This window comes from Kitasatospora sp. NPDC048194 (assembly GCF_043202455.1).
Taxonomy (GTDB): domain Bacteria; phylum Actinomycetota; class Actinomycetes; order Streptomycetales; family Streptomycetaceae; genus Kitasatospora.
Map to the genome: position 1 here is coordinate 56,661 of NZ_JBIDAK010000033.1, position 22,887 is coordinate 79,547.

Annotated in this window: 19 protein-coding genes; 3 read left to right on the forward strand and 16 right to left on the reverse strand. The window is 73.8% G+C overall.

Translation table 11 applies throughout. The annotated features are described in order from the left end of the window. Positions 1-395: 395 nt before the first annotated feature. Positions 396-1,892: a hypothetical protein gene (locus ACGF07_RS29455; RefSeq protein WP_392903625.1), complete on the reverse strand. Its 1,497-nt coding sequence runs from the start codon at positions 1,890-1,892 to the stop codon at positions 396-398. A gap of 572 nt (positions 1,893-2,464) precedes the next feature. On the opposite strand from ACGF07_RS29455, the gene ACGF07_RS29460 reads away from it, so the two are divergent. Next, the gene (locus ACGF07_RS29460; protein WP_392903596.1) at positions 2,465-3,139 is read left to right on the forward strand and encodes a bifunctional DNA primase/polymerase; all 675 of its coding nucleotides are present in this window, start codon (positions 2,465-2,467) and stop codon (positions 3,137-3,139) included. A 170-nt stretch (positions 3,140-3,309) separates the two neighbouring features. On the opposite strand, the gene ftsY is transcribed toward ACGF07_RS29460, so the two are convergent. From ftsY to ACGF07_RS29485, 5 genes are all read right to left on the reverse strand, one after another. After that, entirely contained in the window at positions 3,310-4,536 is a 1,227-nt protein-coding gene (ftsY, locus tag ACGF07_RS29465) for a signal recognition particle-docking protein FtsY (protein ID WP_392903598.1), read from the reverse strand. Positions 4,537-4,593: 57 nt separating this feature from the next. Beyond that, positions 4,594-8,283 (reverse strand): chromosome segregation protein SMC, encoded by a 3,690-nt coding sequence (gene smc, locus ACGF07_RS29470; RefSeq protein WP_392903601.1) that lies wholly within the window; start codon positions 8,281-8,283, stop codon positions 4,594-4,596. Positions 8,284-8,438: 155 nt separating this feature from the next. Then, the gene (locus tag ACGF07_RS29475) at positions 8,439-8,642 is read right to left on the reverse strand and encodes a hypothetical protein (protein ID WP_045702518.1); all 204 of its coding nucleotides are present in this window, start codon (positions 8,640-8,642) and stop codon (positions 8,439-8,441) included. A 412-nt stretch (positions 8,643-9,054) separates the two neighbouring features. Continuing rightward, entirely contained in the window at positions 9,055-9,354 is a 300-nt protein-coding gene (locus ACGF07_RS29480) for an acylphosphatase (protein ID WP_350741692.1), read from the reverse strand. Positions 9,355-9,483: 129 nt separating this feature from the next. After that, positions 9,484-10,851, reverse strand: coding sequence for a hypothetical protein (locus ACGF07_RS29485; protein WP_392903603.1), 1,368 nt, complete (start codon positions 10,849-10,851; stop codon positions 9,484-9,486). Positions 10,852-11,156: 305 nt separating this feature from the next. Here ACGF07_RS29485 and ACGF07_RS29490 point away from each other — a divergent pair, with 305 nt between their 5' ends. Next, a complete protein-coding gene (locus ACGF07_RS29490) occupies positions 11,157-12,077 on the forward strand; it encodes a hypothetical protein (RefSeq protein WP_350741688.1) in 921 nt (306 codons plus the stop codon). 4 nt (positions 12,078-12,081) lie between these two features. On the opposite strand, the gene mutM is transcribed toward ACGF07_RS29490, so the two are convergent. From mutM to ACGF07_RS29540, 10 genes are all read right to left on the reverse strand, one after another. Beyond that, a complete protein-coding gene (mutM, locus tag ACGF07_RS29495; RefSeq protein ID WP_392903605.1) occupies positions 12,082-12,960 on the reverse strand; it encodes a bifunctional DNA-formamidopyrimidine glycosylase/DNA-(apurinic or apyrimidinic site) lyase in 879 nt (292 codons plus the stop codon). A 53-nt stretch (positions 12,961-13,013) separates the two neighbouring features. Next, the gene (gene rnc / locus ACGF07_RS29500; protein WP_350741684.1) at positions 13,014-13,802 is read right to left on the reverse strand and encodes a ribonuclease III; all 789 of its coding nucleotides are present in this window, start codon (positions 13,800-13,802) and stop codon (positions 13,014-13,016) included. A 20-nt stretch (positions 13,803-13,822) separates the two neighbouring features. After that, on the reverse strand, positions 13,823-13,996 hold the full coding sequence (gene rpmF, locus ACGF07_RS29505) for a 50S ribosomal protein L32 (RefSeq protein WP_030275709.1): 174 nt from the start codon (positions 13,994-13,996) through the stop codon (positions 13,823-13,825). Positions 13,997-13,998: 2 nt separating this feature from the next. Then, the gene (locus ACGF07_RS29510; protein WP_350741682.1) at positions 13,999-14,667 is read right to left on the reverse strand and encodes a DUF177 domain-containing protein; all 669 of its coding nucleotides are present in this window, start codon (positions 14,665-14,667) and stop codon (positions 13,999-14,001) included. A 172-nt stretch (positions 14,668-14,839) separates the two neighbouring features. After that, positions 14,840-16,012 carry a cell division initiation protein gene (locus tag ACGF07_RS29515; protein WP_392903608.1) on the reverse strand — a complete coding sequence of 391 codons (1,173 nt, stop codon included), beginning with the start codon at positions 16,010-16,012 and terminating at the stop codon, positions 14,840-14,842. A gap of 292 nt (positions 16,013-16,304) precedes the next feature. Next, the gene (gene coaD, locus ACGF07_RS29520) at positions 16,305-16,796 is read right to left on the reverse strand and encodes a pantetheine-phosphate adenylyltransferase (RefSeq protein ID WP_350741678.1); all 492 of its coding nucleotides are present in this window, start codon (positions 16,794-16,796) and stop codon (positions 16,305-16,307) included. A 47-nt stretch (positions 16,797-16,843) separates the two neighbouring features. After that, the gene (gene rsmD, locus ACGF07_RS29525; protein ID WP_350741676.1) at positions 16,844-17,428 is read right to left on the reverse strand and encodes a 16S rRNA (guanine(966)-N(2))-methyltransferase RsmD; all 585 of its coding nucleotides are present in this window, start codon (positions 17,426-17,428) and stop codon (positions 16,844-16,846) included. 170 nt (positions 17,429-17,598) lie between these two features. Then, positions 17,599-18,132 carry a hypothetical protein gene (locus ACGF07_RS29530; RefSeq protein WP_392903612.1) on the reverse strand — a complete coding sequence of 178 codons (534 nt, stop codon included), beginning with the start codon at positions 18,130-18,132 and terminating at the stop codon, positions 17,599-17,601. 105 nt (positions 18,133-18,237) lie between these two features. Next, on the reverse strand, positions 18,238-20,466 hold the full coding sequence (gene recG / locus ACGF07_RS29535; RefSeq protein WP_350747946.1) for an ATP-dependent DNA helicase RecG: 2,229 nt from the start codon (positions 20,464-20,466) through the stop codon (positions 18,238-18,240). Positions 20,467-20,545: 79 nt separating this feature from the next. Beyond that, positions 20,546-22,177 carry a DAK2 domain-containing protein gene (locus ACGF07_RS29540; RefSeq protein WP_392903615.1) on the reverse strand — a complete coding sequence of 544 codons (1,632 nt, stop codon included), beginning with the start codon at positions 22,175-22,177 and terminating at the stop codon, positions 20,546-20,548. Positions 22,178-22,476: 299 nt separating this feature from the next. Here ACGF07_RS29540 and rpmB point away from each other — a divergent pair, with 299 nt between their 5' ends. Continuing rightward, entirely contained in the window at positions 22,477-22,662 is a 186-nt protein-coding gene (gene rpmB, locus ACGF07_RS29545; protein WP_014138233.1) for a 50S ribosomal protein L28, read from the forward strand. Positions 22,663-22,887 lie beyond the last annotated feature (225 nt).

Consider the following 22,887-nt stretch of genomic DNA (forward strand, 5'->3'; position numbering starts at 1 on the left):
CACGTGAACCGCGGCCGTGTCGCGGGGCCGGACGGGTTACCGTGCCGCCGCGTCACCGCCGAGCCCGCCGGGCCCGGGGCGCAGCGGACCCGCGGGGCGCCTGGGGCCCGCGGGACCCTCGCAGCCCGTACGGCGTCCGCGTCTCCCGCGGCGCGAAAAGGCCACCGACCGCGACGGCGGCGGCCGTCACGGCCGGTGGGGTCCGGAACTGCGGAGTCCGGAGGTGGTGGGTCCGGCCGGTGGTTGCGGGATCCCGCCGGCGGGTGCGACATCCGGAGTGGAGTGCGGGGGCCGGCCGGTGGGCGCCGGGTCCGGTGGATCCGGGCCCGGTGGCTCCGGGCCCGGGCGGAGGAAGTCCGGCGGGAGGGGAGTCCGCCGGTCGGGGGCAGGGCCGCTCAGACCACCGAGACGTACTCCGGGATGTCCTGGACCACCCGCTCCTTGAGCCGGTTCACCGCGTCCACCCCGTCGAAGCGGGCGGCCGCGGCCTCGGTGGTCTTGCGCACCCGGGAGTTCAGCCGCTCCGAACGGACCTTGGTCGCGATGTCGACGGCCTGCTCGGCGTACCGCACCGCCTCCTCGGCCTCCCGCTGCAGCAGGTGGACGCTGGCCATGCCGATCAGGTTGAAGGCGTACGAGCGGACGTGGTCCTCGTCCTGGCGGAACAGGTCGACCGCGCGCTCCATCACCGGCGCGGACAGCGAGGCGTACAGCTGGGCGTTGTCCGAGTGGTACGCGAGGTCGCGGAAGGAGTGGGCGTTCTCCGCGTTCAGCTCGGCCGGGGAGAAGAACCGCAGCCAGTCCGGCTCGTCGTCGCCGTCCCGGATGTCGGTGAAGGTGTCCTCCGCCAGCCGGATCGCCCGGGCGCAGCGGTTCACCTCGCCGATCGTGGCGTAGGCGCGCGCCTCCATCGCGTACAGCAGGGACTGCTGGCGGGGCGTCGCGGTGTCCCGGCTGCCGTACTGGGCCAGGTGGATCAGCTCCAGGGCGTCCTCGCCCCGGTTGAGGTGGATCATCTGGCGGCTCATGTCGGTGAGGATCAGCGCGCCGAACGGGCGGTCGCCGGCCTCCTTGGCCGCGTGCAGGGCCAGCACGTAGTACTTCTGCGCGCTCGGGTGCATGCCGACGTCGTAGGACATCCAGCCGGCCAGGTGGGCGAGTTCGGCGGTGAGCCGGAACAGCCGCTTGGTGGTGTCCTCGTTGTACGTCTCCTGGAGCAGGTCGGTGACCTCGTGGAGCTGGCCGACCACGGCCTTGCGGCGCAGCCCGCCGCCGTTCTGGGCGTCCCACTGGCGGAACATGACCGTGGTCTGCTCCAGCAGTTCGAGCTCGGGTTCGGAGAGCCGGCCGGTGAACGCCTCGCCGCCGTTGGCCGCGGTGAGGATGGGCGTGGGGATGCCCGTCGGGCCGGGGGCGAGCCAGCGCTGCATGGGCTCGATCAGCGCGGCGCCGGCGGTCAGCGCCAGGGAGGTGCCGAGGAAGCCCCGGCGGTTGAGCATCAGGTCGCTGCGGGAGTACTCGCTGATCAGCTGGACGGTCTGGGGGGCGCTCCACGGCAGGTCGACGCCTCCGCCCACGGTGGACACCGGGATCGCGGCGCGCAGGCCGAGGTCCTCGATCGAGACCACCGAGCCGAAGCGCTCGGAGAACAGCTCCGACATGATCTTGGGGATCGGCTCGCGGGGCTGTTCGCCGTCGAGCCATCGGCGCACCCGGGAGGTGTCGGTGGACACGTGGTGGGCACCGATCTGCCGGGCCCTGCGGTTGACCTGGCGGGCCAACTCTCCCTTGGACCAGCCGCTGCGGGCGAACCACGTGGTCAGCTTCTCGTTGGGTTGCTTCTCTGCCATGGGAACGTCCCCATCCCGCCCGGCCCCTTCGGGGCCCCCGATCGTGACCGCCCGACGGTTGCGGGCTCTTGCCAGACGTGCCGTGCCTGAGGTGATGTGGTACCGCCTCGTCGTACTGGTGTGCCATCGTCCCGGACGGTTCGTCAGATCCCCAACTCCCGTGCCCCGACGGCCAGGAGCAGGCTCCCGACGACGTCCGTGTGCTGAACGTAGTGCCCCGCGGGGCACCCGTGGGAGCGGCCCTGGGGAAACGCCACCTTTCGCCACCCCCAGGAGTGAACCGAAGTCAGGAGGCACACGCTTCACTGGATAGTCCCGACGGTCCGGCATATGCGGGCCGCCAAGTCCCCCGGCCAGCCCCGGAAGACCCGGCAGACCCCGCAATCCACCGCAGCCACAGGCGAGTTCGCGGCCCACTCGGGACAGCGGCCACCTCACGCACCAGACGATCCGGCATCCGCGCCGCCCCCACAAGGCGGCGCCCGAGGCGCACCATCGCAACAGGCGCACGCCAAGCGCTGCGCGCCGCCACCGCGCAACGCACCACGCAACGGACAATCAACACACAGTCACCATCCCGTAACCATCGGCAACGAGAACCTGTTGGGGGAGGCATGGACAACCTGTTCGGCGAACTTCGACTGGGGCACCTGCGGCTGGCGCCGCTGGGCGCGCGCCGCCGCACCAAGGTCACCGCGTCCCTGGCCGCTGCGGAGTACACCGGCCGCTGGGGCTGGACGGTCGCCACCGGCGACGCGGCCGGATCCGCCACCGCCCCGACCCGCTGTCCCTGCGGCGCCCACCGCTGCGCGGCGCCCGGCCTGCACCCGGTGCCCGACGGCAGCAGCCGCGGCCGGACCGGCGCCGAGGGCTCGGTGCTGTTCGCCACCGGACGCGCCTTCGACGTCCTGGACGTCCCCGAGCAGGCCGGTCTGCAGGCGCTGGTCCGGCTGGAGCGGATGGGCACCCAGGTCGGCCCGGTGCTCGCGCCGCCCACCGGCCGGCTGCAGTTCCTGGTCGCCGCCGGCGCCGCCCGCCGCCTGCCCGACCTGCTCTACCGGATGGGCTGGGACGACGCCTCGCTCGACCTGACCTGCCACGGCGAGGGCAGCTACGTCGCCGCCCCGCCCACCGTCCTCGGCGGGCTCGGCCCGGTCCGCTGGCTGCGCCGCCCCACCCGCGACAACGCCGGCTGCCCGCCCGAGGCCCGACTGCTGCTCGGCACCCTCGCCTACGCCTGCCACCGCAGTCGCGAGCGCACCGCCGAGCCCGCCTGGATGGCCTCGTGAGCCGCCCGCTCCCCCGCTGACCCTCCCCGCACCTCCGGGGCCCGGCCCGCCCCCGTCGTATGCGCCGCCCCGCCGTCCGGCCCACGGCAGCCGAACCAGGGCGGCCGAACCAGGGCAGACGAAAGGGCCCGCCCCCGAAGGAGCGGACCCTCGTCGACCGGGAGATCCGGTCAGTCCCCGATCAGCGCGTCCACGAACGCACCCGGCTCGAACGGCGCCAGGTCGTCCGCACCCTCGCCCAGACCGATCAGCTTGACCGGCACGCCCAGCTCGCGCTGCACCGCGACCACGATGCCGCCCTTGGCGGTGCCGTCCAGCTTGGTCAGCACGATGCCGGTGATGTCCACCACCTCGGCGAACACCCGGGCCTGGATCAGACCGTTCTGACCGGTGGTGGCGTCCAGCACCAGCAGCACCTCGTCCACCGGGCCGTGCTTCTCGACGACCCGCTTGACCTTGCCCAGCTCGTCCATCAGGCCGGTCTTGGTGTGCAGTCGGCCGGCGGTGTCGATCAGCACGGTGTCCGCGCCCTCGGCGATGCCCTCCTTGACCGCGTCGAAGGCGATGGAGGCCGGGTCCCCGCCCTCCGGTCCGCGCACGGTGCGGGCCCCGACCCGCTCGCCCCAGGTCTGCAGCTGGTCGGCGGCGGCGGCCCGGAAGGTGTCGGCCGCGCCGAGCACCACGGTGCGGCCGTCGGCGACCAGCACGCGGGCCAGCTTGCCGGTGGTGGTGGTCTTGCCGACGCCGTTGACGCCGACGACCAGGACGACGGCCGGGCCCTCCTCGTGCTTGAGGGAGCGGACGGTGCGGTCGGCGTCCTTGCCGATCAGCTCGACGAGCTCCTCGCGCAGCAGCGCGCGCAGCTCCTCGGGCGTCCGGGTGCCGAGCACCTTCACCCGGGTGCGCAGTCGCTCGACCAGTTCCTGGGTCGGGGCGACGCCGACGTCGGCGGTGAGCAGGGTGTCCTCGATCTCCTCCCAGGTGTCCTCGTCCAGGTGCTCGCGGGAGAGCAGCGAGAGCAGGCCCTTGCCGAGCGAGTTCTGCGAACGGGAGAGCCGGGAGCGCAGCCGCACCAGCCGGCCGGCGGTGGGCTCGGGGACCTCGACGGCGGGTGCCGCCTCGGCCTCGACGGGCCGGACCTCGACGGTCCCGGGGGCCTCCGGGGCCTCCGGGGCCTCGGGGAGCGGCACCTCCTCGACGGTGCGGCGGGGCTCCTCGGTCGGTGGCGCGGCCTCCTCGCCGACCTGGGGCTCCGCCGGGGTGGGCTTGGGCGCCGTGATGACCGGCGCCTGCGACTTCGGGGGCAGCTGCTGGCGTCGTCTGCCGGAAACGACGAGGCCGGCGATCGCGCCGACGGCGACCACGGCGATGACTACGGCAAGGATCACGTATTCCATAACCGCTCCAGTATCCGTGACCGGAGCCGGAATGGACCGCAGCCGCCCCAGGTCCGGCTAGGCGCTGTCCCGGGCCGCCGCCGTGCCGGCGCCGGACGGCCGCCGCTCCCGGGGCTCTGCGGCCCGGCGGCCGGGGACCGCCCCCTCCCGCAGCCGCTGGCTGATCACCTGCGAGATGCCGTCGCCCTTCATGGTCACCCCGTACAGGGCGTCGGCGGACTCCATGGTCAGCTTCTGGTGGGTGATCACGATCAGCTGGGAGCTCTCCCGCAGCTCCTCCATGATCCCGACCAGCCGGCGCAGGTTGGTCTCGTCCAGCGCCGCCTCCACCTCGTCCATCACGTAGAACGGGCTGGGCCGCGCCTTGAAGATCGCCACCAGCAACGCCACCGCGGTCAGCGAGCGCTCGCCGCCGGACAGCAGGGACAGCCGCTTGACCTTCTTGCCGGGGGGACGGGCCTCCACCTCGACCCCGGTGGTGAGCATGTTGTCCGGGTCGGTGAGGACGAGCCGCCCCTCGCCGCCCGGGAAGAGCCGGGCGAAGACGCCCTCGAACTGGGCGGCGGTGTCGTGGTAGGCCGAGGTGAACAGCTGCTCGACCCGCTGGTCCACGTCCCGGACGATGTCCAGCAGGTCGCGCCGGCTGCGCTTGAGGTCGTCCAGCTGCTCGCCCAGGAACTGGTGGCGCTCCTCCAGCGCGGCGAACTCCTCCAGCGCGAGCGGATTGACCTTGCCGAGCTGCTGGTAGGCCTTCTCGGCGGCCTTCAGCCGCTTCTCCTGCTCGGCCCGGACGTACGGGTACGGCTCCCCCGGCTCCTGCCCCTCCTCGGGTGTCGCGGGCGGGACGGGCTGGTCCGGTCCGTACGAGGCGAGCAGCTCGCCGCCGTCGATGCCGAACTCCTCCAGCGCCCGGGCCTCCAGCTGCTCGATCCGCAGCCGTTTCTCGGCCCGCAGCACCTCGTCCCGGTGGCCCGCGTCGACCAGCTTGTCCAGTTCCTCCTTGAGGCCGCGGCCGTGCTCGCGGTGTTCGCGCAGTTCGTCCTCGCGCTCGGCGCGTTCCCGTTCGACCGCCGCCCGCCGGGCGTCCGCGCGGGCCAGCGACACCTCCAGGCAGGCCAGCAGTTGCCGGGCGCCCGCCGCGACGGCCCGTGCCACGCCGGCGTCGTGCTCGGCACGCCGGCGGCGCTCGGCGGCCCGGGCGCGCGCCTCCCGTTCGGCGCGGGCGGCCCGGTCCAGCTGGTCGGCCCGGCCGGCCAGGGCGCGGACCCGCTCCTCGTGGGTGCGCACCGCGAGCCGGGCCTCCAGCTCGGCCTGCCGGGCGGCCGAGGCGGCCTCGGCCAGCCGCTGCTGTTCGGCCCGGTCCGGCTCGTCCGCCGCCGCGTCCGCCGACTCCTCGGCCGCTACCAGCCGTTCGGCCAACTCCTCGGCCGTGGAAACCAGTTCGGCGAGGCCCTGGTCGGCCCTGGCGACGGCGGCCGACAGCCGTTCCGCCTCGCCCGCGGCGGCGCGGGCCTGCCCGCCGAGGCGGCCGAGCGCACCGGCCACTTGGGCCCGCTCCTTCTCCGCCTGCCGCCGCAGCTCGGCCAGCCGCTCCACCTCGGCGGCCGACTCCCGGCGCAGTTCGGTGAGTTCGGCCAGCCGGTGGCTCGACTCGGCGCAGCGCCGGGCGAGTTCCTCGAGGGCCCGGGCCGCCTCGTCCACCGCCGCTCGGGTCTCCAGCAGGCTCGGGGCGCCGGCGGATCCGCCCTGGGCGAAGCCGGTGCCCAGGCGGTCCCCCTCGGCGGTGACGGCGGACAGCTCGGGGTGCTCGGCCAGCAGGCTCAGTGCCCCGTCCAGGTCGGCGACCACCGCCACTCCGGCGAGCAGGTCGTGGACGGCGGTGCGCAATCCGGCCGGGCCGTCGACCAGTTCGGCCGCCCAGCGGGCACCGTCCGGCAACCGGGTGCCCGCGACCCCGCCCGCCGGCGATCCGCCGTCCGGCGACCGGCTGCCCGGCACCCCGGACGCCGCCCCCGGCGCTGCCGCGGCCCCGGCGATCAGCAGCGCCGCCCGGCCCGCGTCCCGCTCGCGCAGCAGCCGCAGCGCCCCGGCCGCGGCGGCGGGCGAGTCCACGGCCACCGCGTCGGCCGCCGCCCCGAGCGCCGCGGCAACGGGCACCTCGTACCCGGGTTCGATCCGCAGCAGCGCGGCCGCCGGGCCGAGCACCCCGGTCAGCTGCTCCGCCGCGTCCAGCAGCGCCCCGGTGCCGTCCTTGCGGCGCAGCCCGAGCGAGAGCGCCTCGTGCCGGGCGGTGAGGGCCGCCCGTTCGCGCTCCGCGGCGCCGGACGCCTCCCGGGCGGCCGCCAGGTCCCGTTCCACGGCGTCCAGCCGCTCCCGGGCCCGCCGGTACCCGGCCTCGGCCTGCTCGTCGTCCCCGGCCAGCGCGTCCACCTGTTGCTGGAGCTCCTCGAGTTCGGCCCGGGCGGCCTCGGCGCGCAGCAGCGCCTCGTCCCGGGCCTCGGTGAGCCGGCCGATCTCGGCCTCGGCCGAGGCGGCCTTGGAGCGGGCGGCGGCCGCCTGGCCCTGGAGCCGGGCCAGGCCCTCCCGGCGGTCCGCGATCGCCCGGGCGGCGTCCCGCAGCCGGCGTTCCTCGGCGGCCAGTCCGGCCTCCAGCCCGGCCTTGCGCTCGACCGCTTCGGCCAGCGCGTACGAGGCCTCCTCCAGTGCCTCGGTGAGGGCCGCCTCCTCCTCGCGGACCCGCTCGGCCTCCCGCTCCAGCTCCTCCGGATCACGGCCGCGGCGTTCCTCGGCGGCGCCCCCGGCGGCGGCGTGCCGGGCCCGGGCCTCGGCCAGCCCGATCGTGCCGCGGGTGCGTTCGGCGAGGGCGGAGAGCCGGTACCAGGTCTGCCGGGCGGTCTCCAGGCTCGGGCCGAGCTGCTGCACCTGCGCCTCCAGGACCCGCTCGCGCTGGACGGCGCGGGCCAGTTCCTGTTCGACGGTGGTGCGGCGCAGCTTCAGTGCCAGTTCGTCGGCGACCTCGGCCTCGACGGCCCTGCGCAGGGTGAGCAGGTCGTCGGCGAGCAGTCGGAGCCGGGCGTCGCGCAGGTCGGCCTGGATGCCCGCGGCGCGGCGGGCGATCCTGGCCTGCCGGCCGAGCGGTCCGAGCTGGCGGCGCAGTTCGGCGGTCAGATCCTGGACGCGGTTGAGGTTGGCCTGCATCGCGTCCAGCTTCCGCAGCGCCTTCTCCTTGCGCTTGCGGTGCTTGAGGACGCCGGCCGCCTCCTCGATGAAGGCGCGCCGGCCCATCGGGTCGGCGTGCAGGACGGAGTCCAGCTGGCCCTGTCCGACGATGACGTGCATCTCGCGGCCGATGCCGGAGTCGGAGAGCAGTTCCTGGATGTCCAGCAGGCGGCAGGTCTCGCCGTTGAGGGCGTACTCGCTGCCGCCGTTGCGGAACATGGTCCGGGTGATCGTCACCTCGGAGTAGTCGATCGGCAGGGCGCCGTCGCTGTTGTCGATGGTGAGGCTGACCTCGGCCCGGCCGAGCGGGGCGCGCCCGCTGGTCCCGGCGAAGATCACGTCCTCCATCTTGCCGCCGCGCAGCGACTTCGCGCCCTGCTCGCCCATCACCCAGGACAGCGCGTCGACCACGTTGGACTTGCCGGAGCCGTTCGGGCCGACGACGCAGGTGATGCCGGGCTCGAAGCGCAGGGTGGTGCTGGAGGCGAAGGACTTGAATCCGCGCAGCGTCAGGCTCTTCAGGTGCACGCGGCCGGTCTCCTCAATCACTCACGAGGAACCGACTGTATCGGGAGTCCGACACGACGAAGGGACGCCACATCCGGGCGTCCCTTGCAAAGCTGCGTCCCTTTCGGGGCGGCTCAGTGCACAGCGGCGTCGATCTGCCGGGATCGGGGGCGGTCTCAGGTGAGAGCCGGCTCCCGCTGGTCCAGATCGATGCTGTTGAGCAGCGAGTGCTCGTCAGCGACAGCGGTGAGAGCGTCGTTCTCAGCCTGCATCCGAAGGAGCTCGGCTTCAAGGTCCTGGACGCGCTGCTGAAGCCGTCGCATCTCGGAGAGCATTCGCGGGTCGGGGCCGCCGACGTACCCGAGAAGCGCCTTTGCCATGATGAATGGTCCTCCACGCTGAGTGACCGAACCGGAACGGTACAGGTCTAGGGGGAAGGGGGACGCACGCGCGGCGCGCACCGGAAGTGCTGGCTGGGCACTACGGCACACACACCGTGAGCTGGGGCTCACGAGGGCATGCACCTGCCGGTAAACGCGTTCGTGTGCGCGGGCTTCAAGCGTCTCACCAAAGACGGTACGGGTCAACACGATCACCGCACGCTACCGCGCCCCTGTCACCTGCCCGGCGGTGTCGTCACGCCTGGGGGGTTCGGGCCGGGGTCCACCAGCTGCTCGTGGATCATCGTTCGATGCGGAGTCAACCACGAGTCTGCCCGAATGGCAACCGTATGACACCGACGGTTGCCGATCATTTCCGGAAGGCTTCGGCACAGGGCCGGGCGTCGGCGGTTCAGCGGATCTCGAAGCCCTCGTAGCCTGGGCCGACGGCCGTCCAGATCTCGGTCACGCCGGTCACCGCTCCGGGCGTGCCGGGGCCGCGCAGCAGGGCCAGCAGGTGCTCGCAGTCGGCGGCCAGGCCCTCGGCCACCACCTGCACCCGGCCGTCGCCGAGGTTGCTCGCGTAGCCGGTCAGCCCGATCTCCAGCGCCCGCGCCCGGGTCCACCACCGGAAGCCGACCTCCTGGACCTTCCCCCGGACCCAGGCGGTCACCCGGACCGGTTCATCACTGTGGGCGTCGCGACCGTGCATGCCCCGACCCTAACCGCCGACGGGGGCGGTCACCGCTCCACGGCCGCCCGGCCGGGCGGTCCGGGACGGCGGACGGCCCCGCCGGTCGGAACCGACGGGGCCGTGCCGAGCGGGCTCGGGCTGCGCGGACTACCAGTCCCCGCCGCCGAAGTCGCCGCCTCCGAAGTCGCCGCCGCCACCGAAGTCGGTGCCACCGCCGTCGAACCCGCCGAAGTCGGCGCCGTTGAAGTCGGCGCCGGTGTAGTCGCCGCCCTCGTTCGGGTCCTGGTAGCCGTGGTGCTCCATCATCGGCGCGGCCGCGTACGCCGGGCCGCTCATCATCGAGCCGAGCATGGTGCCCACCAGCAGGCCGGGCAGCAGGCCGCCGCCGAAGCCGCTGTAGTAGCCGCCCGCGTACGGCGCGTACGCCGGGCCGGCGTTCCAGTACGGCTGGGGGCCGTACTCGGTGTCGACGGTGCGCACGGCCGGGTCGAGGCCGGCCGTCACCCGGTCCGCGTCGGCCTGGCAGACCGGGACGCTCCGCGGGGCGCCGCCGGCCGGGGCCCACTCGACGTCCTTGACGGACGGGCCGTGGCGCGGGTCCATGAAGCACGGGGGTCGCCGCTCGGGCAGCGGGCGCCTGTCCCGGCGGGCGGCCAGGGTGGCCAGCGAGAACCGGCCGTCCTCGATCGCCTCGGTGACCTGCTTGACGTCCTCCGGCTTCTTCGCCTCGTCCATCAGCCGCTTGGACTTCTCGTACGCGTCGAGGGCGTGGGCGTAGTCGGTGCGCTGGGCGTCGTCCGCGTCGGGGGCGGCCGGGTTGAAGTCGAGCCGCTCCAGTTCGACGCCGAAGGCGGTGATGTCCTCGTCCACCACCCGGCGCAGCTGCTCCAGCTCGGCCCGGGCCTGCTCCTCCTTGCGCTTCTTGGCGCGGCGGAAGACCAGGAAGACGCCCGCGCCGGCCAGGGCCACCAGCACCACCGGGATGACCACCCAGGCGATCGAGGTGCTGTGGTCGACCCCGTTGCCCTTGGTCTGCGGCGCGGCCTGGTCGACGAAGTCGTTCAGCGTGCCGGCGATGTCGCCCTGGTGCGAGCGGTAGGCCGCGCCGGCGATGCGCTGCGGCATCCCCTTGGCCAGCGCGCCCTGGTCGGCCCGGGCGTCGAACAGGTTCCCCAGCCAGATCGCGTAGACGCCGTCGACGCCGACCTTGGTCCGCAGGTCCTGGAAGATCGTCTTGGTCTGGGCGTTGTACGGGGCGGCGTCCGGAAGCACCGCGACGAAGATCGGCTTGTCGGCCTTCTTGATCTTCGCGGTCAGGGCGTCCGCCTGGCTCTGGCTGAAGCGGCTGGTCATCGCCGGGTCGACGTAGACCTTGCCCTGCTTCAGGGTGGCGGAGACGTCTTCCAGCCCGCCGGCCGCGGAGGCCGCCGGGGCGAACAGCAGCAGCAGCCCGAGCAGCGCCGCCACCAGGGCAAGCGGCCCGGTGCCCCGGGAACGTCGTGCAAGGGTTCTCATGCCCCCGACGCTACCGTGACCGGCGGCGGAGCACGGCATACCCTTCGCATACTGGTGGTGACGGGGCTCCCCGCCGTCCGCCGGGGTGCTCCCCCTTCTCGCGGATGAGTTTTCCCCCGGCCCGCCCTGAGACGGTGGGGGCGTGGGAACCGCGGGAGGCGCCCGTACGTACGTCCCGGCAGGCCCGGGGCGGTCCGGGGGCCGTCCGACGGCGCGCCACGACCGTACCCCGCGGGCGGCCCGGTGGTCCCGGACCGCCGGCCCCACGACCCTTTCCTCGACCCAACTCCCGATCGGAGCGCTCGGTGATCATCGGCCTCGTCACGGCCGTGGCGGCTTCCGCCTGCTACGGCACCGGCTCGGTCCTGCAGGCCGTCGGATCCCGCCGCTCCGCCCGGGAGGAGGCGGCCAAGGGCGACACCGCCGCCACCACCGAGCACGGCGGACCGAGCCTGTCCTCCACCGCCAAGGCCGCCGTCACCTGGGAGTTCATCACCGGTACGGTCCTCGACCTGGTCGGCTTCGGGCTGGGCGCGCTGGCCGCGCGGCTGCTGCCGCTGTTCCTCTCCCAGACCATCATCAGCGCCAACCTGGTGATCACCGCGGTGCTCAGCATCAAGCTGCTGGGCATCCGGCTCAAGCAGCTGGAGTGGGCCTCGATCGGCGTGCTCTGCTCCGCGCTGGTGCTGCTGGCCGTCTCGGCCGGCCCGGAGGGCGGCCACCACGCGGCGATGGCCTTCCACTGGTGGCTGCTGGTCATCACCACCGTGCTGCTGGCCGGCGGCGGGCTGCTGGTGCGCCGGATGGGCTCCAAGGGCGCGATCGTCGCCGGTCTGCTCTCCGGCCTCGGCTTCGGCGCCCTGGGCGTCGGCGTGCGCATCCTCAACGGCCTCGACCCCTTCGACCTCGGCCGGCTGCTCTCCGACCCGGCGCTGTACGCGATCCTGATCGGCGGCCTCGGTGGCATGTACGTGCACACCGTGGCGCTGCAGATCGGCTCCGTGAACGGCGCCACGGCCGCGCTGGTGGTCGGCGAGACGGTGCTGCCCGGCGCCGTCGGCGTGCTCTGGCTCGGCGACTCCTCCAAGGCCGGCCTGGGCTGGCTCGGCGTGGCCGGCTTCCTGCTCGCGGTGGTGTCCGCGGTCGGCGTCGCCTACTTCGGCCAGGACACCCACGACGCCCCGGCCGAGGAGGCCGCCGGGCGGCCGGAACTCGCCAGGAAGTAGCGGCTCAGCCCCCGCTGCGGATCCGCGGCACCCGCTGGCAGCGGGGGCAGAAGTAGCTGGAGCGGTTCATCCAGGCGGCGCGCCGGATCGGGGTGCCGCAGCGGCGGCAGGGCTCCTGCTCGCGGCGGTAGGCGTCGAGGTCCCGGGAGAAGTAGCCGCTCTCGCCGTTCACGTTCACGTACAGGCTGTCGAAGCTGGTGCCGCCGACGGCCAGCGCCGCGGTCATCACGTCCCGGGCGTTGGCCAGCAGCAGCGCGGCCTGGGAGCGGGTGAGGGTCGCGGTCGGGCGGTCGTAGTGCAGCCGGGAGCGCCACAGCGCCTCGTCGGCGTAGATGTTGCCGACGCCGCTGATCAGGGTCTGGTCCAGCAGCGCCCGCTTGACCGTGGTGCGCCTGGCCCGCAGCGAGACGGTGAAGGCCTCGTCGTCGAAGCGCGGGTCGAGCGGGTCCCTGGCGATGTGCGCGATCGAGACCGGAGTGCCCTCCGGGTCGCCCACCTCGGCCTCCTCGACCGCCAGCCCCCCGAAGGTCCGCTGGTCGACGAAGCGCAGCTCGCGGCCGCCGTCGGTGAAGCGCAGCCGGACCCGCAGGTGGGTCTCGTCCGGCACCGACGGGTCCTGGACGAGGAGTTGGCCGCTCATCCCGAGGTGGCCGATCAGCGAGAAGCCCGTACCGCTACCGCTCAGCGGCACCCAGAGGTACTTGCCCCGCCGCTGCGCGGTGCCGAGGGTGGTGCCGGTCAGCCGCGCCGCGAAGTCGGCCGCGCCGGCCGGCTGGCGGCGCACCGCGCGCGGGTGCAGCACCTGGACGTCGGCGACGGTCCGCCCCGCGATCCAGTTCGCCAGACCTCGGCGGACGACCTCGACCTCGGGGAGTTCGGGCACGGGACGGCCTCCTGCTTCGGTACGGATCGGCAGGAGGAAAGGCTACTCGGCGCTCACGCCCCGGCGGGCAGCCGGTCCGCGTACTTGTCCTTGATCGCGCGCCAGGCGCTCTCGGCGGCCTTCTGCTCGGCTTCCTTCTTCGAGCGGCCGACGCCGCTGCCGAAGTCCTCGCCGGCCACCCGGGCCGCCGCGGTGAAGGTCTTCTCGTGGTCCGGGCCGGACTCCATGACCACGTACTCGGGCACGCCGATGCCCACCGACGCGGTGAGCTCCTGGAGGCTGGTCTTCCAGTCCAGGCCGGCTCCCAGCTGAGAGGACTCCTCGATCAGCGGGTCGAACAGCCGGTGGACGAACTCGGTGGCGGCCTCCAGGCCGCGGTCCAGGTAGACGGCCCCGATCACGGCCTCGACGGTGTCGGCGAGGATCGACGACTTGTCGCGGCCGCCGGTGCCCTCCTCGCCCTTGCCGAGCCGGATGAACGCGCCGAGGTCCAGACCCCGGCCGACGTCCGCGAGCGCGCGGGAGTTGACCACCGCGGCGCGCAGCTTGGCGAGCGTGCCCTCCGGGACGTCCGGGTGGACGCGGTAGAGGGTGTCGGTCACCACCAGGCCCAGCACCGAGTCGCCGAGGAACTCCAGGCGCTCGTTGGTGGGCAGACCCCCGTTCTCGTACGCGTACGAGCGGTGGGTCAGGGCACGTACCAGAAGGGCGCGCTCGAGCGTGTACCCGAGGCGCCCTTCCAGGACGTCGTATTCGGTCGAAGCCGGCCCGCCGGCCTTGCCGCTGCCCGAAGAGCCCTTCGAGGCAGTGGACGCCTTGCGGGTGGAGTTACCGTCCGACATCGATCCGTACACCCCGCCGATCAGACCGAGAGGACCTGGCGACGGTTGTACGTGCCGCAGCTCGGGCACGCGATGTGCGCCAGCTTCGGCTCGTGGCAGCGGTCGCACGCCACGAGGGCCGGGGCGACGGCCTTCCAGTTGGAACGGCGGTGGCGCGTGTTGCTGCGCGACATCTTCCGCTTCGGAACAGCCACGGCTACTTCTCCTGGTTCTCGGCGAAACCCTCACGGGTGTCGCTGTGCTTATTTCCCCGCCGCCGATCAGCGGCTTCGCCGCGGGCCTCGTCGCCGCGGTCGGCGGAGAGTCCCTGCAGAGCCGCCCACCGGGGGTCGACGGCGTCGTGGTGGTGCGCCGGGTCGTCGCTCAGGCGCGCTCCGCACTCGGAACACAGGCCCAGGCAGTCTTCCTGGCACACCGGCTGCAGCGGCAGTGCGAGCACCACCGCGTCACGCAGCACCGGCTGGAGGTCGAAGTAGTCGCCCTCCAGACGGTAAGTCTCTTCTTCCGAGTCCTCGTCGAGGTCCTCGGCCCCGGCCGTCCGGGCGCGGTGGCGCTCGTCGGACTCCGGGTAGTAGTACAGCTCCTGGAAGTCCACGTCGATGTCGAACTCGACGGGCTCCAGGCACCGCACGCACTCGCCCTCGACGTGGGCCTCGGCGGTGCCGGTCACCAGCACGCCCTCCACCACGGACTCCAGGCGGAGCTCCAGCTCGATCGGGCTCTTCTCCGGAACGCCGATCACGTCGATGATCCCGAAGCCCTCGGGGGCCTCCAGGGTGCGGCTCACCTTGCGCATCGCGCCCGGACGACGGCCCAGCTCGTGCGTGTCGAACACGAGGGGGTCGCGGTGGTCGAGGCGGTTCAAGGTGTCCTGACTTCCATAGAAATCGACGAAGAGTCCCCCACCGGCGTCGACGTTGCGCGGGCAAGCCGACGGCCGGACATGGGGATGCCGGAGTGGTTCAGACTACCGGAGTCTCCCGCCAGGCCCAACTTCGGCCCCGTCAGCAGACTCCCGGCGGTCCCGCCCGGCCCGCTCAGCGGCCGCCGAGCTCCCGCAGACGGGTCATGTCGATCATGCTGGTGTCGAAGAAGCTGGTCTCGTCCAGGCCCTGCTGCTGGTGCGGCACGGCCGGCGGCAGCGCGGGCTGCTGCGGGTAGGCGTAGCCGTCGTACGGCTGGGCGCCGTAGCCCTCCTGCTGCTGCTGGTAGCCGTAACCGGCGCCCTGCTGCTGCTCGTGGTAGCCCTGCTGCTGCGGGTAGCCGCCCTGCTGCTGGTGGCCCCACTGGGCGTGGTACGGGTCGCCCTGGCCGGCCGGGTCGAAGCCGCCGCCGTACACGTCGGCGTACTGCGTGCCCTGCTGCTGGGCGGCCGCGTACTGGTCGGCGCCCGGCTCCTGCCAGCCGGCCGCGGCCGGGGCCTGCTGCTCGGGCCAGGTCTGCTGCTGCGGAACGTCCTCGCGGTACCAGGCGATGTCGCTGCCGTCGGCCTCCTCGGCGAAGCCCGCGGCCACCGCCTCGGCCCGCTCCTTGGCCTGCTGCGCCTCGTCGGCGGCGGCCAGGTAGGCGCCCAGCTCGTCGATCGGCCGCTTGCCGAGCAGCTTGTCGCGGCCCTTGCCGACGGCCTCCAGGGTGGCGCTGAGCACGTTCTCCAGCGTGGCGAGCTTCACATCGACGTACTCGTCGACCTCGGGGCTCGGGCTGATCTGCTGCGGCTGGAACTCCTCGCCGTCCGTCTCGCCCTCGCGCTCGGTCTCGAAGACGCTGGAGTCGCCGCGCAGCTTGGTCCGGCCGCGGCCGACCGCGCCGAGCGTCTTGGTCAGCACGACCTCGAAGTTGGCCAGCTTGCTGTCCACGTAGTCGTCGGCCTCGGCCCGCTTGGCCTCCACCTCGGCCCGGGCCTCGGCCAGGATCCGGTCCGCCTCGGCCTGGGCCCGGCGGACCACCTCGGTGTCCGAGATGAGCGAGCCGCGCTCGGCGTGCGCGCCCTGGATGATCCGCTCGGCCTCGGCCTGGGCGTCCGCCACCACCTGCTCGTGGTCGGCCATCACCGACTGCGCCTGGGCGAGTTCGGCGGGCAGGGCCGCCTTGAGGTCGTTCAGCAGGCCGATCAGCTCGGCCCGGTTCACCACGCAGGAGGCCGACATCGGCATCGAGCGGGCGTTCTCGACCGCCGCCACGATCTCGTCGACCTTGTGCTGCACGTCCACGGGGCTTCTGTCTTTCCGTGTGCCGCCGACGGTCCGGCGGAGGCAGGCCCGGCGCGGTGCAGTGCACCGCAGGGCAGGAATACAGACTGTACGGCCACCGCGCGGCGAGCTCACAACGCCCGAGCCGAACCGCCCGCCCCCGCCTCGGACAATCCGTGATGAACCGGCAGAAACGGGCGGGCCGTCGGCCCCTCTCCGGCCGCCGGCCCCATTCCGGCGGCCGGCCCCTTTGCGGCGGACGGCCGGCGCCCGCCCGGACACTGCGCCCGCTGCCGCCCGGCCACCGCGCCCGCTACTGCTCCGCCTTGCGCTCCGCGATCCGCTCGACCAGGCGGCGGTGCGCCGTCTCCGGCAGCAGGTGGGAGACGTCGCCGCCGTACGAGGCGACCTCCTTGACCAGCGTCGAGGAGAGGAAGCTGTACGTCGGCGAGGTCGGCACGAACAGCGTCTCCACGCCGGTCAGGCCGTGGTTCATCTGGGCCATCTGCAGCTCGTAGTCGAAGTCGCTGACCGCGCGCAGGCCCTTGATGATCGCGGGGATGCCGCGCTCCCGGCAGTAGTCCACCAGCAGGCCGTGGTGCGACTCGACCACCACGTTGCCGAACTCCGCGGTGACCTCCTCGATCAGGCCGATCCGCTCCTCCACGGTGAACATGCCCTGCTTGTTCCGGTTGATCAGGACCGCGACGTGCACCACGTCGTACAGCTTCGAGGCGCGACCGATGATGTCGAGGTGGCCGTTGGTGATCGGGTCGAACGAACCGGGACAGACGGCTCGGCGCATGGCATGTGCTCCCTGGTGGGGTGACGGCTGCTGCGGACCGCGGCCCGCTACTCGTGATCGCTGGCCTCGGCGGCGGCGCGACCGTACCAGAGGGTGCCCTCGCCGTAGCGGCGGGAGCGCAGCACCTCGAAGCCCTCGGGCCAGCCGAACTCGCCGCCACGGGTGCTGCGCTCCACGGTGACGAGTGCGTCCGCCGCGAGCCAGCCCCCAGCCGACAGTGTGATCAGCATCTCCCGCACCTCGTCGTCCGTCACGGCGTATGGAGGATCGAGGAACACCAGGTCGTAGGGGGTCTGCGGGGGCGGCCCGGCGATCACCTTCTCGGCCTTGGCGGCCCGCACCTCGGCGCCCGGCAGGGCCACCGTACGGACGTTCTCCCGGATCACCCGGGCCGCCTGGCCGTCCGCCTCGACCAGCAGGACGTGCTCGGCCCCGCGCGACAGCGCCTCCAGGCCGACCGCGCCCGATCCGCCGAACAGGTCCAGCATCCGGGCCCCGTGCAGGGTGCCGCGCAGCGACTCCAGGGTGGAGAACATCGCCTCACGGGCCTTGTCGGAGGTCGGGCGGGTGCCCCGGCCGGGCGGTACGGCCAGCCGGCGGCCGCCGGCCGACCCGGCGATCACGCGGGTCATGGTGGTCAAGGTCCTTTCGTCGCTGCCCGACCACGCTATCCCGCCCCGGGCCGCCCGGACGCCCGGGAGTCCGGGCGGCCCCAGGGGACGGGACGGCCCCAGGGGAACGGCGCGGCCCCTGCCGGTGGCCCGGCCGTCCCGGCAGGGGCCGCGCCCGCGCTCCCGGACGGTCAGCCGGCCTCGGAGCCCGCCGCCCGGGCCGGCTCCGCCGCGCCGAGCAGGGCCGGCGAGGCGTAGCGGGACCAGGACAGGCAGCCGTCGGGCGGGCAGAACTCGGGGCGGCGCGGGTCGTGCCCGAGCTCGCGCAACTTGGTCCGGACGGAGTCGGGCGTACGGCCGAAGCGGGCGGCGATCCGGGCGACGGTCTCGCCGTCGTGGAAGCGCCGGACCAGCTCCTCCTCGTGCTGCGGCACCCAGGGGGCGCCGTGGCCGGGGTAGAGCTCGCGCAGCACGTCACGGTCGGGGATGGGCTCGGAGACGTCGGCGACGATCGCCAGCGCCCGCAGCGCGCGGTTGAGCGCGATCCGCAGCGAGGCGACGTCCTCGACCGGCAGGCGGAGCTTGCCCGAGGCGAGCGGCGCGGCGGCCGCCCCCTCGCGCCAGCCGGTCAGGGTGAGGGTGACCTCGCGGTCGTCGTCGCTGGCGAGTTCGATCCGGAAGACCTTGTCGCCGAGCGGGAGCTCGTTGAGATGACGGAATGCCATGGCAGGACCCCCAAGTGTCGCGCCAGGTACGCACCTTGAGGGTGCGTCCTGAACACCTTCATTCTCTCCCGGGGGTCTGACAGTCCGGCCGTCCGAAGGGCCCGCTCAGCCCTTCTCCATGAAGGCCGCGCGGTCCTCGTCGAGCAGGCTCTCCAGCGCGGTGCGCAGGTCGGGGTGGCCGGCGAGGTCAGGGTCCTCGGCGACCAGCCGGGTGGCCTCGGTCCGGGCGGTGAGGATGACCTCCTCGTCCTCCAGCACCGACAGCACCTTGAGCGAGGACTTCACGCCGGACTGCGCCTGGCCCAGCACGTCGCCCTCGCGGCGCTGTTCGAGGTCGATCCGGGACAGCTCGAAGCCGTCCAGGGTGCCCGCCACCGCGTCCAGCCGGGCCCGGGCGGCGCTGCCGCCGGGCATCTCGCTGACCAGCAGGCACAGGCCGGCCGCGCTGCCCCGGCCGACCCGGCCGCGCAGCTGGTGGAGCTGGGAGACGCCGAAGCGGTCGGCGTCCATGATGACCATCGCGGTGGAGTTGGGGACGTTGACGCCGACCTCGATGACGGTGGTGGCGACCAGCACGTCCACCTCCCCGGCCGCGAACCGGCGCATCACGTCGTCCTTGGCCTCCGGGGCGAGCCGGCCGTGCAGGATCTCCACCCGCAGCCCGCTCAGCGGGCCCTTGACGAGCATCTCGGCGGTCTCCACCACCGAGAGCGGGGGCCGCCGCTCGTCGGTCGCGGCGCCGAGGTCGGCGACCTCCTCGAAGTCCTCCTCGGCCGCCCGGCGCTTGCGCTTCGGCTCGCCCTTCGAGCCGGCCGCCGGCTCCTCGTCCCCGATCCGGGGGCAGACCACGTACGCCTGGTGGCCCTTGGCGACCTCCTCGCGGACCCGTTCCCAGGCCCGGCTGAGGAAGTTGGGCTTCTCCAGCGCCGGGACGACGTGGGTGGAGATCGGCGAGCGTCCGGCCGGGAGCTGGTCCAGGACGGACGTCTCCAGGTCGCCGAAGACGGTCATCGCGACGGTGCGCGGGATCGGGGTGGCGGTCATCACCAGCAGGTGCGGCGGCTGGTCGCCCTTGGCCCGCAGCGCGTCCCGCTGCTCGACGCCGAAGCGGTGCTGCTCGTCGACCACGACCAGGCCGAGGTCCTGGAACTGGACCTTGTCCTCGATCAGCGCGTGGGTGCCGATGGCGATCCCGGCGTCCCCGCAGGCCATGTCGAGCAGCGCCTGCCGGCGGGCGGCGACGCCCATCGAACCGGTCAGCAGCACCACCCGGGTGCCGAGGTCGGAGCCGCCGAGCATGCCGCCCTCGGCGAGGTCGCCCATCATCTCGACGATCGAGCGGTGGTGCTGCTGGGCCAGCACCTCGGTGGGGGCGAGCAGCACGGCCTGGCCGCCCGCGTCCACCACGGCGAGCATGGCGCGCAGCGCGACCAGCGTCTTCCCGGAGCCGACCTCGCCCTGGAGCAGGCGGTGCATCGGGTGCTCGCTCGCCAGGTCGGCGGCGATCTCGGCGGAGACCTTCCGCTGGCCCTCGGTGAGGGTGAACGGCAGCCGGGCGTCGAACGCGTCCAGCAGTCCGCCCTCACGCGCTTTGCGCGGCTTGGCGGGCAGGGCGGAGTCCGCGGCCCGGCGCTGGGCGAGGGCGACCTGCAGGACGAAGGCCTCGTCCCAGCGCAGCCGGCTCTGGGCGCGCTCGCGGTCGGCGTGGCTGCGCGGGCGGTGGATCAGCTCCAACGCCTCGGGCAGCGGGATGAGGTCGTGCCGCTCGCGCAGCTCGGCGGGCAGCGGTTCGCCGACGTCGCCGAGGTGCTTGGTGAGCGCCGTCTCGATGCAGATCGACAGCTTCCAGCTGGGCATCTGGGCACTGGCGCCGTAGACCGGGATGAGCCGGCCGGCGAACTGCCGGGCGGCGTCCGATCCGGCGTCCTCGTCGAGCAGCTGGTAGTCGGGCGAGACCAGCTGACGGGTGCGGTTGAAGACGCCGACCTTGCCCGCGAAGAGGCCCTGGGCGCCGGGCTTGAGCTCCTTCTGCCGCCAGCCCTGGTTGAAGAAGACCAGCGAGAGCCGGCTGCGGCCGTCGGTGACCACGACCTCCAGGCGGTCGCCCTTGCGGCCGCGGAACGGGATCAGGGTGACCTTCTCGATCCGGGCCAGCACGGTGACGTGCTCGTCCACCTCCAGCTCGTCCAGGCTGGTGAGCTGGCCGCGCTCGACGTAGCGGCGCGGATAGTGGTGCAGCAGGTCCCCGACCGTGCGCAGCTTGAGGCTGTCGGCGAGCACCTTGGCGGTGCGGTCGCCGACGAGCTTGGTCAGTGGTTCATCGAGAGCGCCCATCAGGCCCTTGTTTACACCACGGCACCGACGAACCGGGCCTCACCGGAGGCGACCCGCACGGCTCACCCGGCTCGCGCGCTCACTCGACCCCGATGAGCAGCGGGGTCGACTCCTGCCCGCCGTGGAAGACCACCGCGTCCACCTCCGGCCGCTGGTGGCGCACGTGCGCGACCAGGCGGTCGGCGAGCGTCGGATCGGCGCCCTCGCCGAGGATCAGGGTGACGAGTTCGCCGCCCGCGCCGAGCATCCGGTCCAGCACGCTCTCGGCGACCTCGGCCAGTCCGCCGCCGATCACCGCGACGTCGCCGTCGATCAGGCCGAGCACGTCCCCGGCCTGGCAGACCCCGGCCATGGTCCAGGACTCCCCCTCGGCGAACGCGAGTTCGGCGTACCGGGTGGCCCCGGCGGCGGAGGTCATGGCGACCACGTCCTCGTCGAAGCGGCGGCCGCCCTCGTGGACCGCGAGCGCGGCGAGGCCCTGGACCGGCGAGCGGGTCGGCAGGACGGCGATCCGCACCCCCTCCTCGCGCAGCTGGTCGGCGGCGGCCCCGGCGGCGGCGCGCAGTTCGGGGTCGTTGAGCAGCAGGACCACCTCGCGGGCGGCCGAGCGGCGGACGGCGTCGGCGAGTTCGGCGCTGGCCGGGCGGCGGTCCGGGTCGGCGTGCAGGGCGACGGCGCCAGCCTGCTCGCAGAGTTCGGCGAGGCCCTCGCCGGACACCACGGAGAGCACCGCGCGGGTCCGCTCCTCGCGCTCGCCGGGCTCGGCGGCGTCGCCGGAGCGGGCGGCGGCCTCCGCGAAGTGGGTGATCCGGATCTGGTGCGGCCGGCCGGCCTCGACCCCGGCCTCCACCGCGGCGCCGGCGTCGTCCACGTGGACGTGCACGTTCCACAGGCCGTCGCCGCCGCCGATCACCAGGGAGTCGCCGAGCGCGCCCAGCCGCTCGCGGAGCGCGGGCAGCGCCTCGTCGGGGGCGTCCAGCAGGTAGATGACCTCGAAGGCGGGGTGCCCGGGACCAGGCGGCCGGACGTGCACCTCGCAGCTCTCGGCGGCCCGCAGGTCCCCGCGCAGCGCGACCGGTCCCATCGGCTGCTGCCCGGCGACGGCGTCGGCCAGGGCGCCGAGGACGGTCACCAGGCCGCGCCCGCCGGCGTCCACCACCCCGTTCTCGGCGAGCACGGCGAGCTGCTCCGGAGTGTGCCGCAGGGCGTCCCGGGCGGCGCGGTAGGCGGTGTCGGCGACCTGCGCCAGCCCGTCCCCGGCCCGGACGGCCTCCCGGGCGGCGACCCGGGCGACGGTCAGCAGGGTGCCCTCGACGGGCTCGGCGACGGCCTGGTAGGCGGAGTCGGCGGCCCGCTGGAGGGCGGCCCGCAGCTGGTCGGCGCCGCCGCCCTCGGCAAGCGTCTCGGCGGTGCCGCGCAGCCACTGGGCGAGGATCACCCCGGAGTTGCCCCGGGCGCCGAGCAGGGCGCCCCGGGCCATCGCCTGGACCGCGTCGGCCAGCCCGGGGGCCGGGTCGGCGGCGGGGTCGGTGAAGCGGCTCTCCACCTCGGCGGCGGCGGACTCGACGGTCAGGTAGAGGTTGGTGCCGGTGTCGCCGTCCGGGACGGGGTACACGTTGAGCGCGTCGATCTCCTCGCGGGCCTGGCCGAGCGCGCGCAGGGCGAGCTGGCACCAGGTGCGCACGGCCGGTGCGTCGAGCGTGTGCAGCACCAGGTCTCCTCCGGATGGGACGCCGGTACGGCCTGGCGTGCAGCGGCACGCTCAGGGCAGCGGCGAGGGGTGGTACCGGCAGGTTATCGGGGCCGGGGTGGGGCCGCCCGGACCGGCGACCGCAGCGATCACTCGGCCGGTCATGGTAGTTTCGTGGGACGGAAGCAAGCGTTGTATGCTCTTCCGGTTGCCTGGAACCGTCCAGGCTCACCCCCTTGTCCGGTCCGGTCCACGTGAGTGTTCTGGTGGGTGGGCGGGGTTTTCGAAAGTAACTGATCTGAAGTCTTGGAGTGACTCCTGTGGCTGCCAACTGCGACGTCTGCGGCAAGGGGCCGGGCTTCGGCAACAGCATCTCCCACTCTCACCGCCGTACCCCCCGTCGTTGGAACCCCAACATCCAGACGGTGCGCGCTGTGATTGGGCGGACGCCGAAGCGGCTCAACGTCTGCACCTCGTGCATCAAGGCCGGTAAGGTCTCGCGCTGACGCGCAGACCGGCATGCCGGTCCTCCAGTGAGCCGGTTCATCCTCGGATGGACCGGCTTCGCTGTTTTCCGGGCCGGACGCGCCGTCCGGACGTGACCGTGGTGGGGGGGGGCCCCCGGGGGGCCCCCCCCCCCGGGGGGGCCCGCCCGTCCCGCGCCCCCCCGCCGGGCGGGCGGGCGCTCCCCGCGGCGGGCCGCGGGGGGGGGTGGGACGACGGGGCCGAAC

What these genes read in the sequence shown, in the direction of transcription:
- ACGF07_RS29460 (WP_392903596.1), top strand. Translation starts at nt 2,465, where the DNA reads ATGGACAACCTGTTCGGCGAACTTCGACTGGGGCACCTGCGGCTGGCG.
- ftsY (WP_392903598.1), bottom strand. Translation starts at nt 4,536, where the DNA reads ATGGAATACGTGATCCTTGCCGTAGTCATCGCCGTGGTCGCCGTCGGC.
- ACGF07_RS29475 (WP_045702518.1), bottom strand. Translation starts at nt 8,642, where the DNA reads ATGGCAAAGGCGCTTCTCGGGTACGTCGGCGGCCCCGACCCGCGAATG.
- ACGF07_RS29480 (WP_350741692.1), bottom strand. Translation starts at nt 9,354, where the DNA reads ATGCACGGTCGCGACGCCCACAGTGATGAACCGGTCCGGGTGACCGCC.
- ACGF07_RS29485 (WP_392903603.1), bottom strand. Translation starts at nt 10,851, where the DNA reads ATGAGAACCCTTGCACGACGTTCCCGGGGCACCGGGCCGCTTGCCCTG.
- rnc (WP_350741684.1), bottom strand. Translation starts at nt 13,802, where the DNA reads ATGTCGGACGGTAACTCCACCCGCAAGGCGTCCACTGCCTCGAAGGGC.
- coaD (WP_350741678.1), bottom strand. Translation starts at nt 16,796, where the DNA reads ATGCGCCGAGCCGTCTGTCCCGGTTCGTTCGACCCGATCACCAACGGC.
- rsmD (WP_350741676.1), bottom strand. Translation starts at nt 17,428, where the DNA reads ATGACCCGCGTGATCGCCGGGTCGGCCGGCGGCCGCCGGCTGGCCGTA.
- ACGF07_RS29530 (WP_392903612.1), bottom strand. Translation starts at nt 18,132, where the DNA reads ATGGCATTCCGTCATCTCAACGAGCTCCCGCTCGGCGACAAGGTCTTC.
- recG (WP_350747946.1), bottom strand. Translation starts at nt 20,466, where the DNA reads ATGGGCGCTCTCGATGAACCACTGACCAAGCTCGTCGGCGACCGCACC.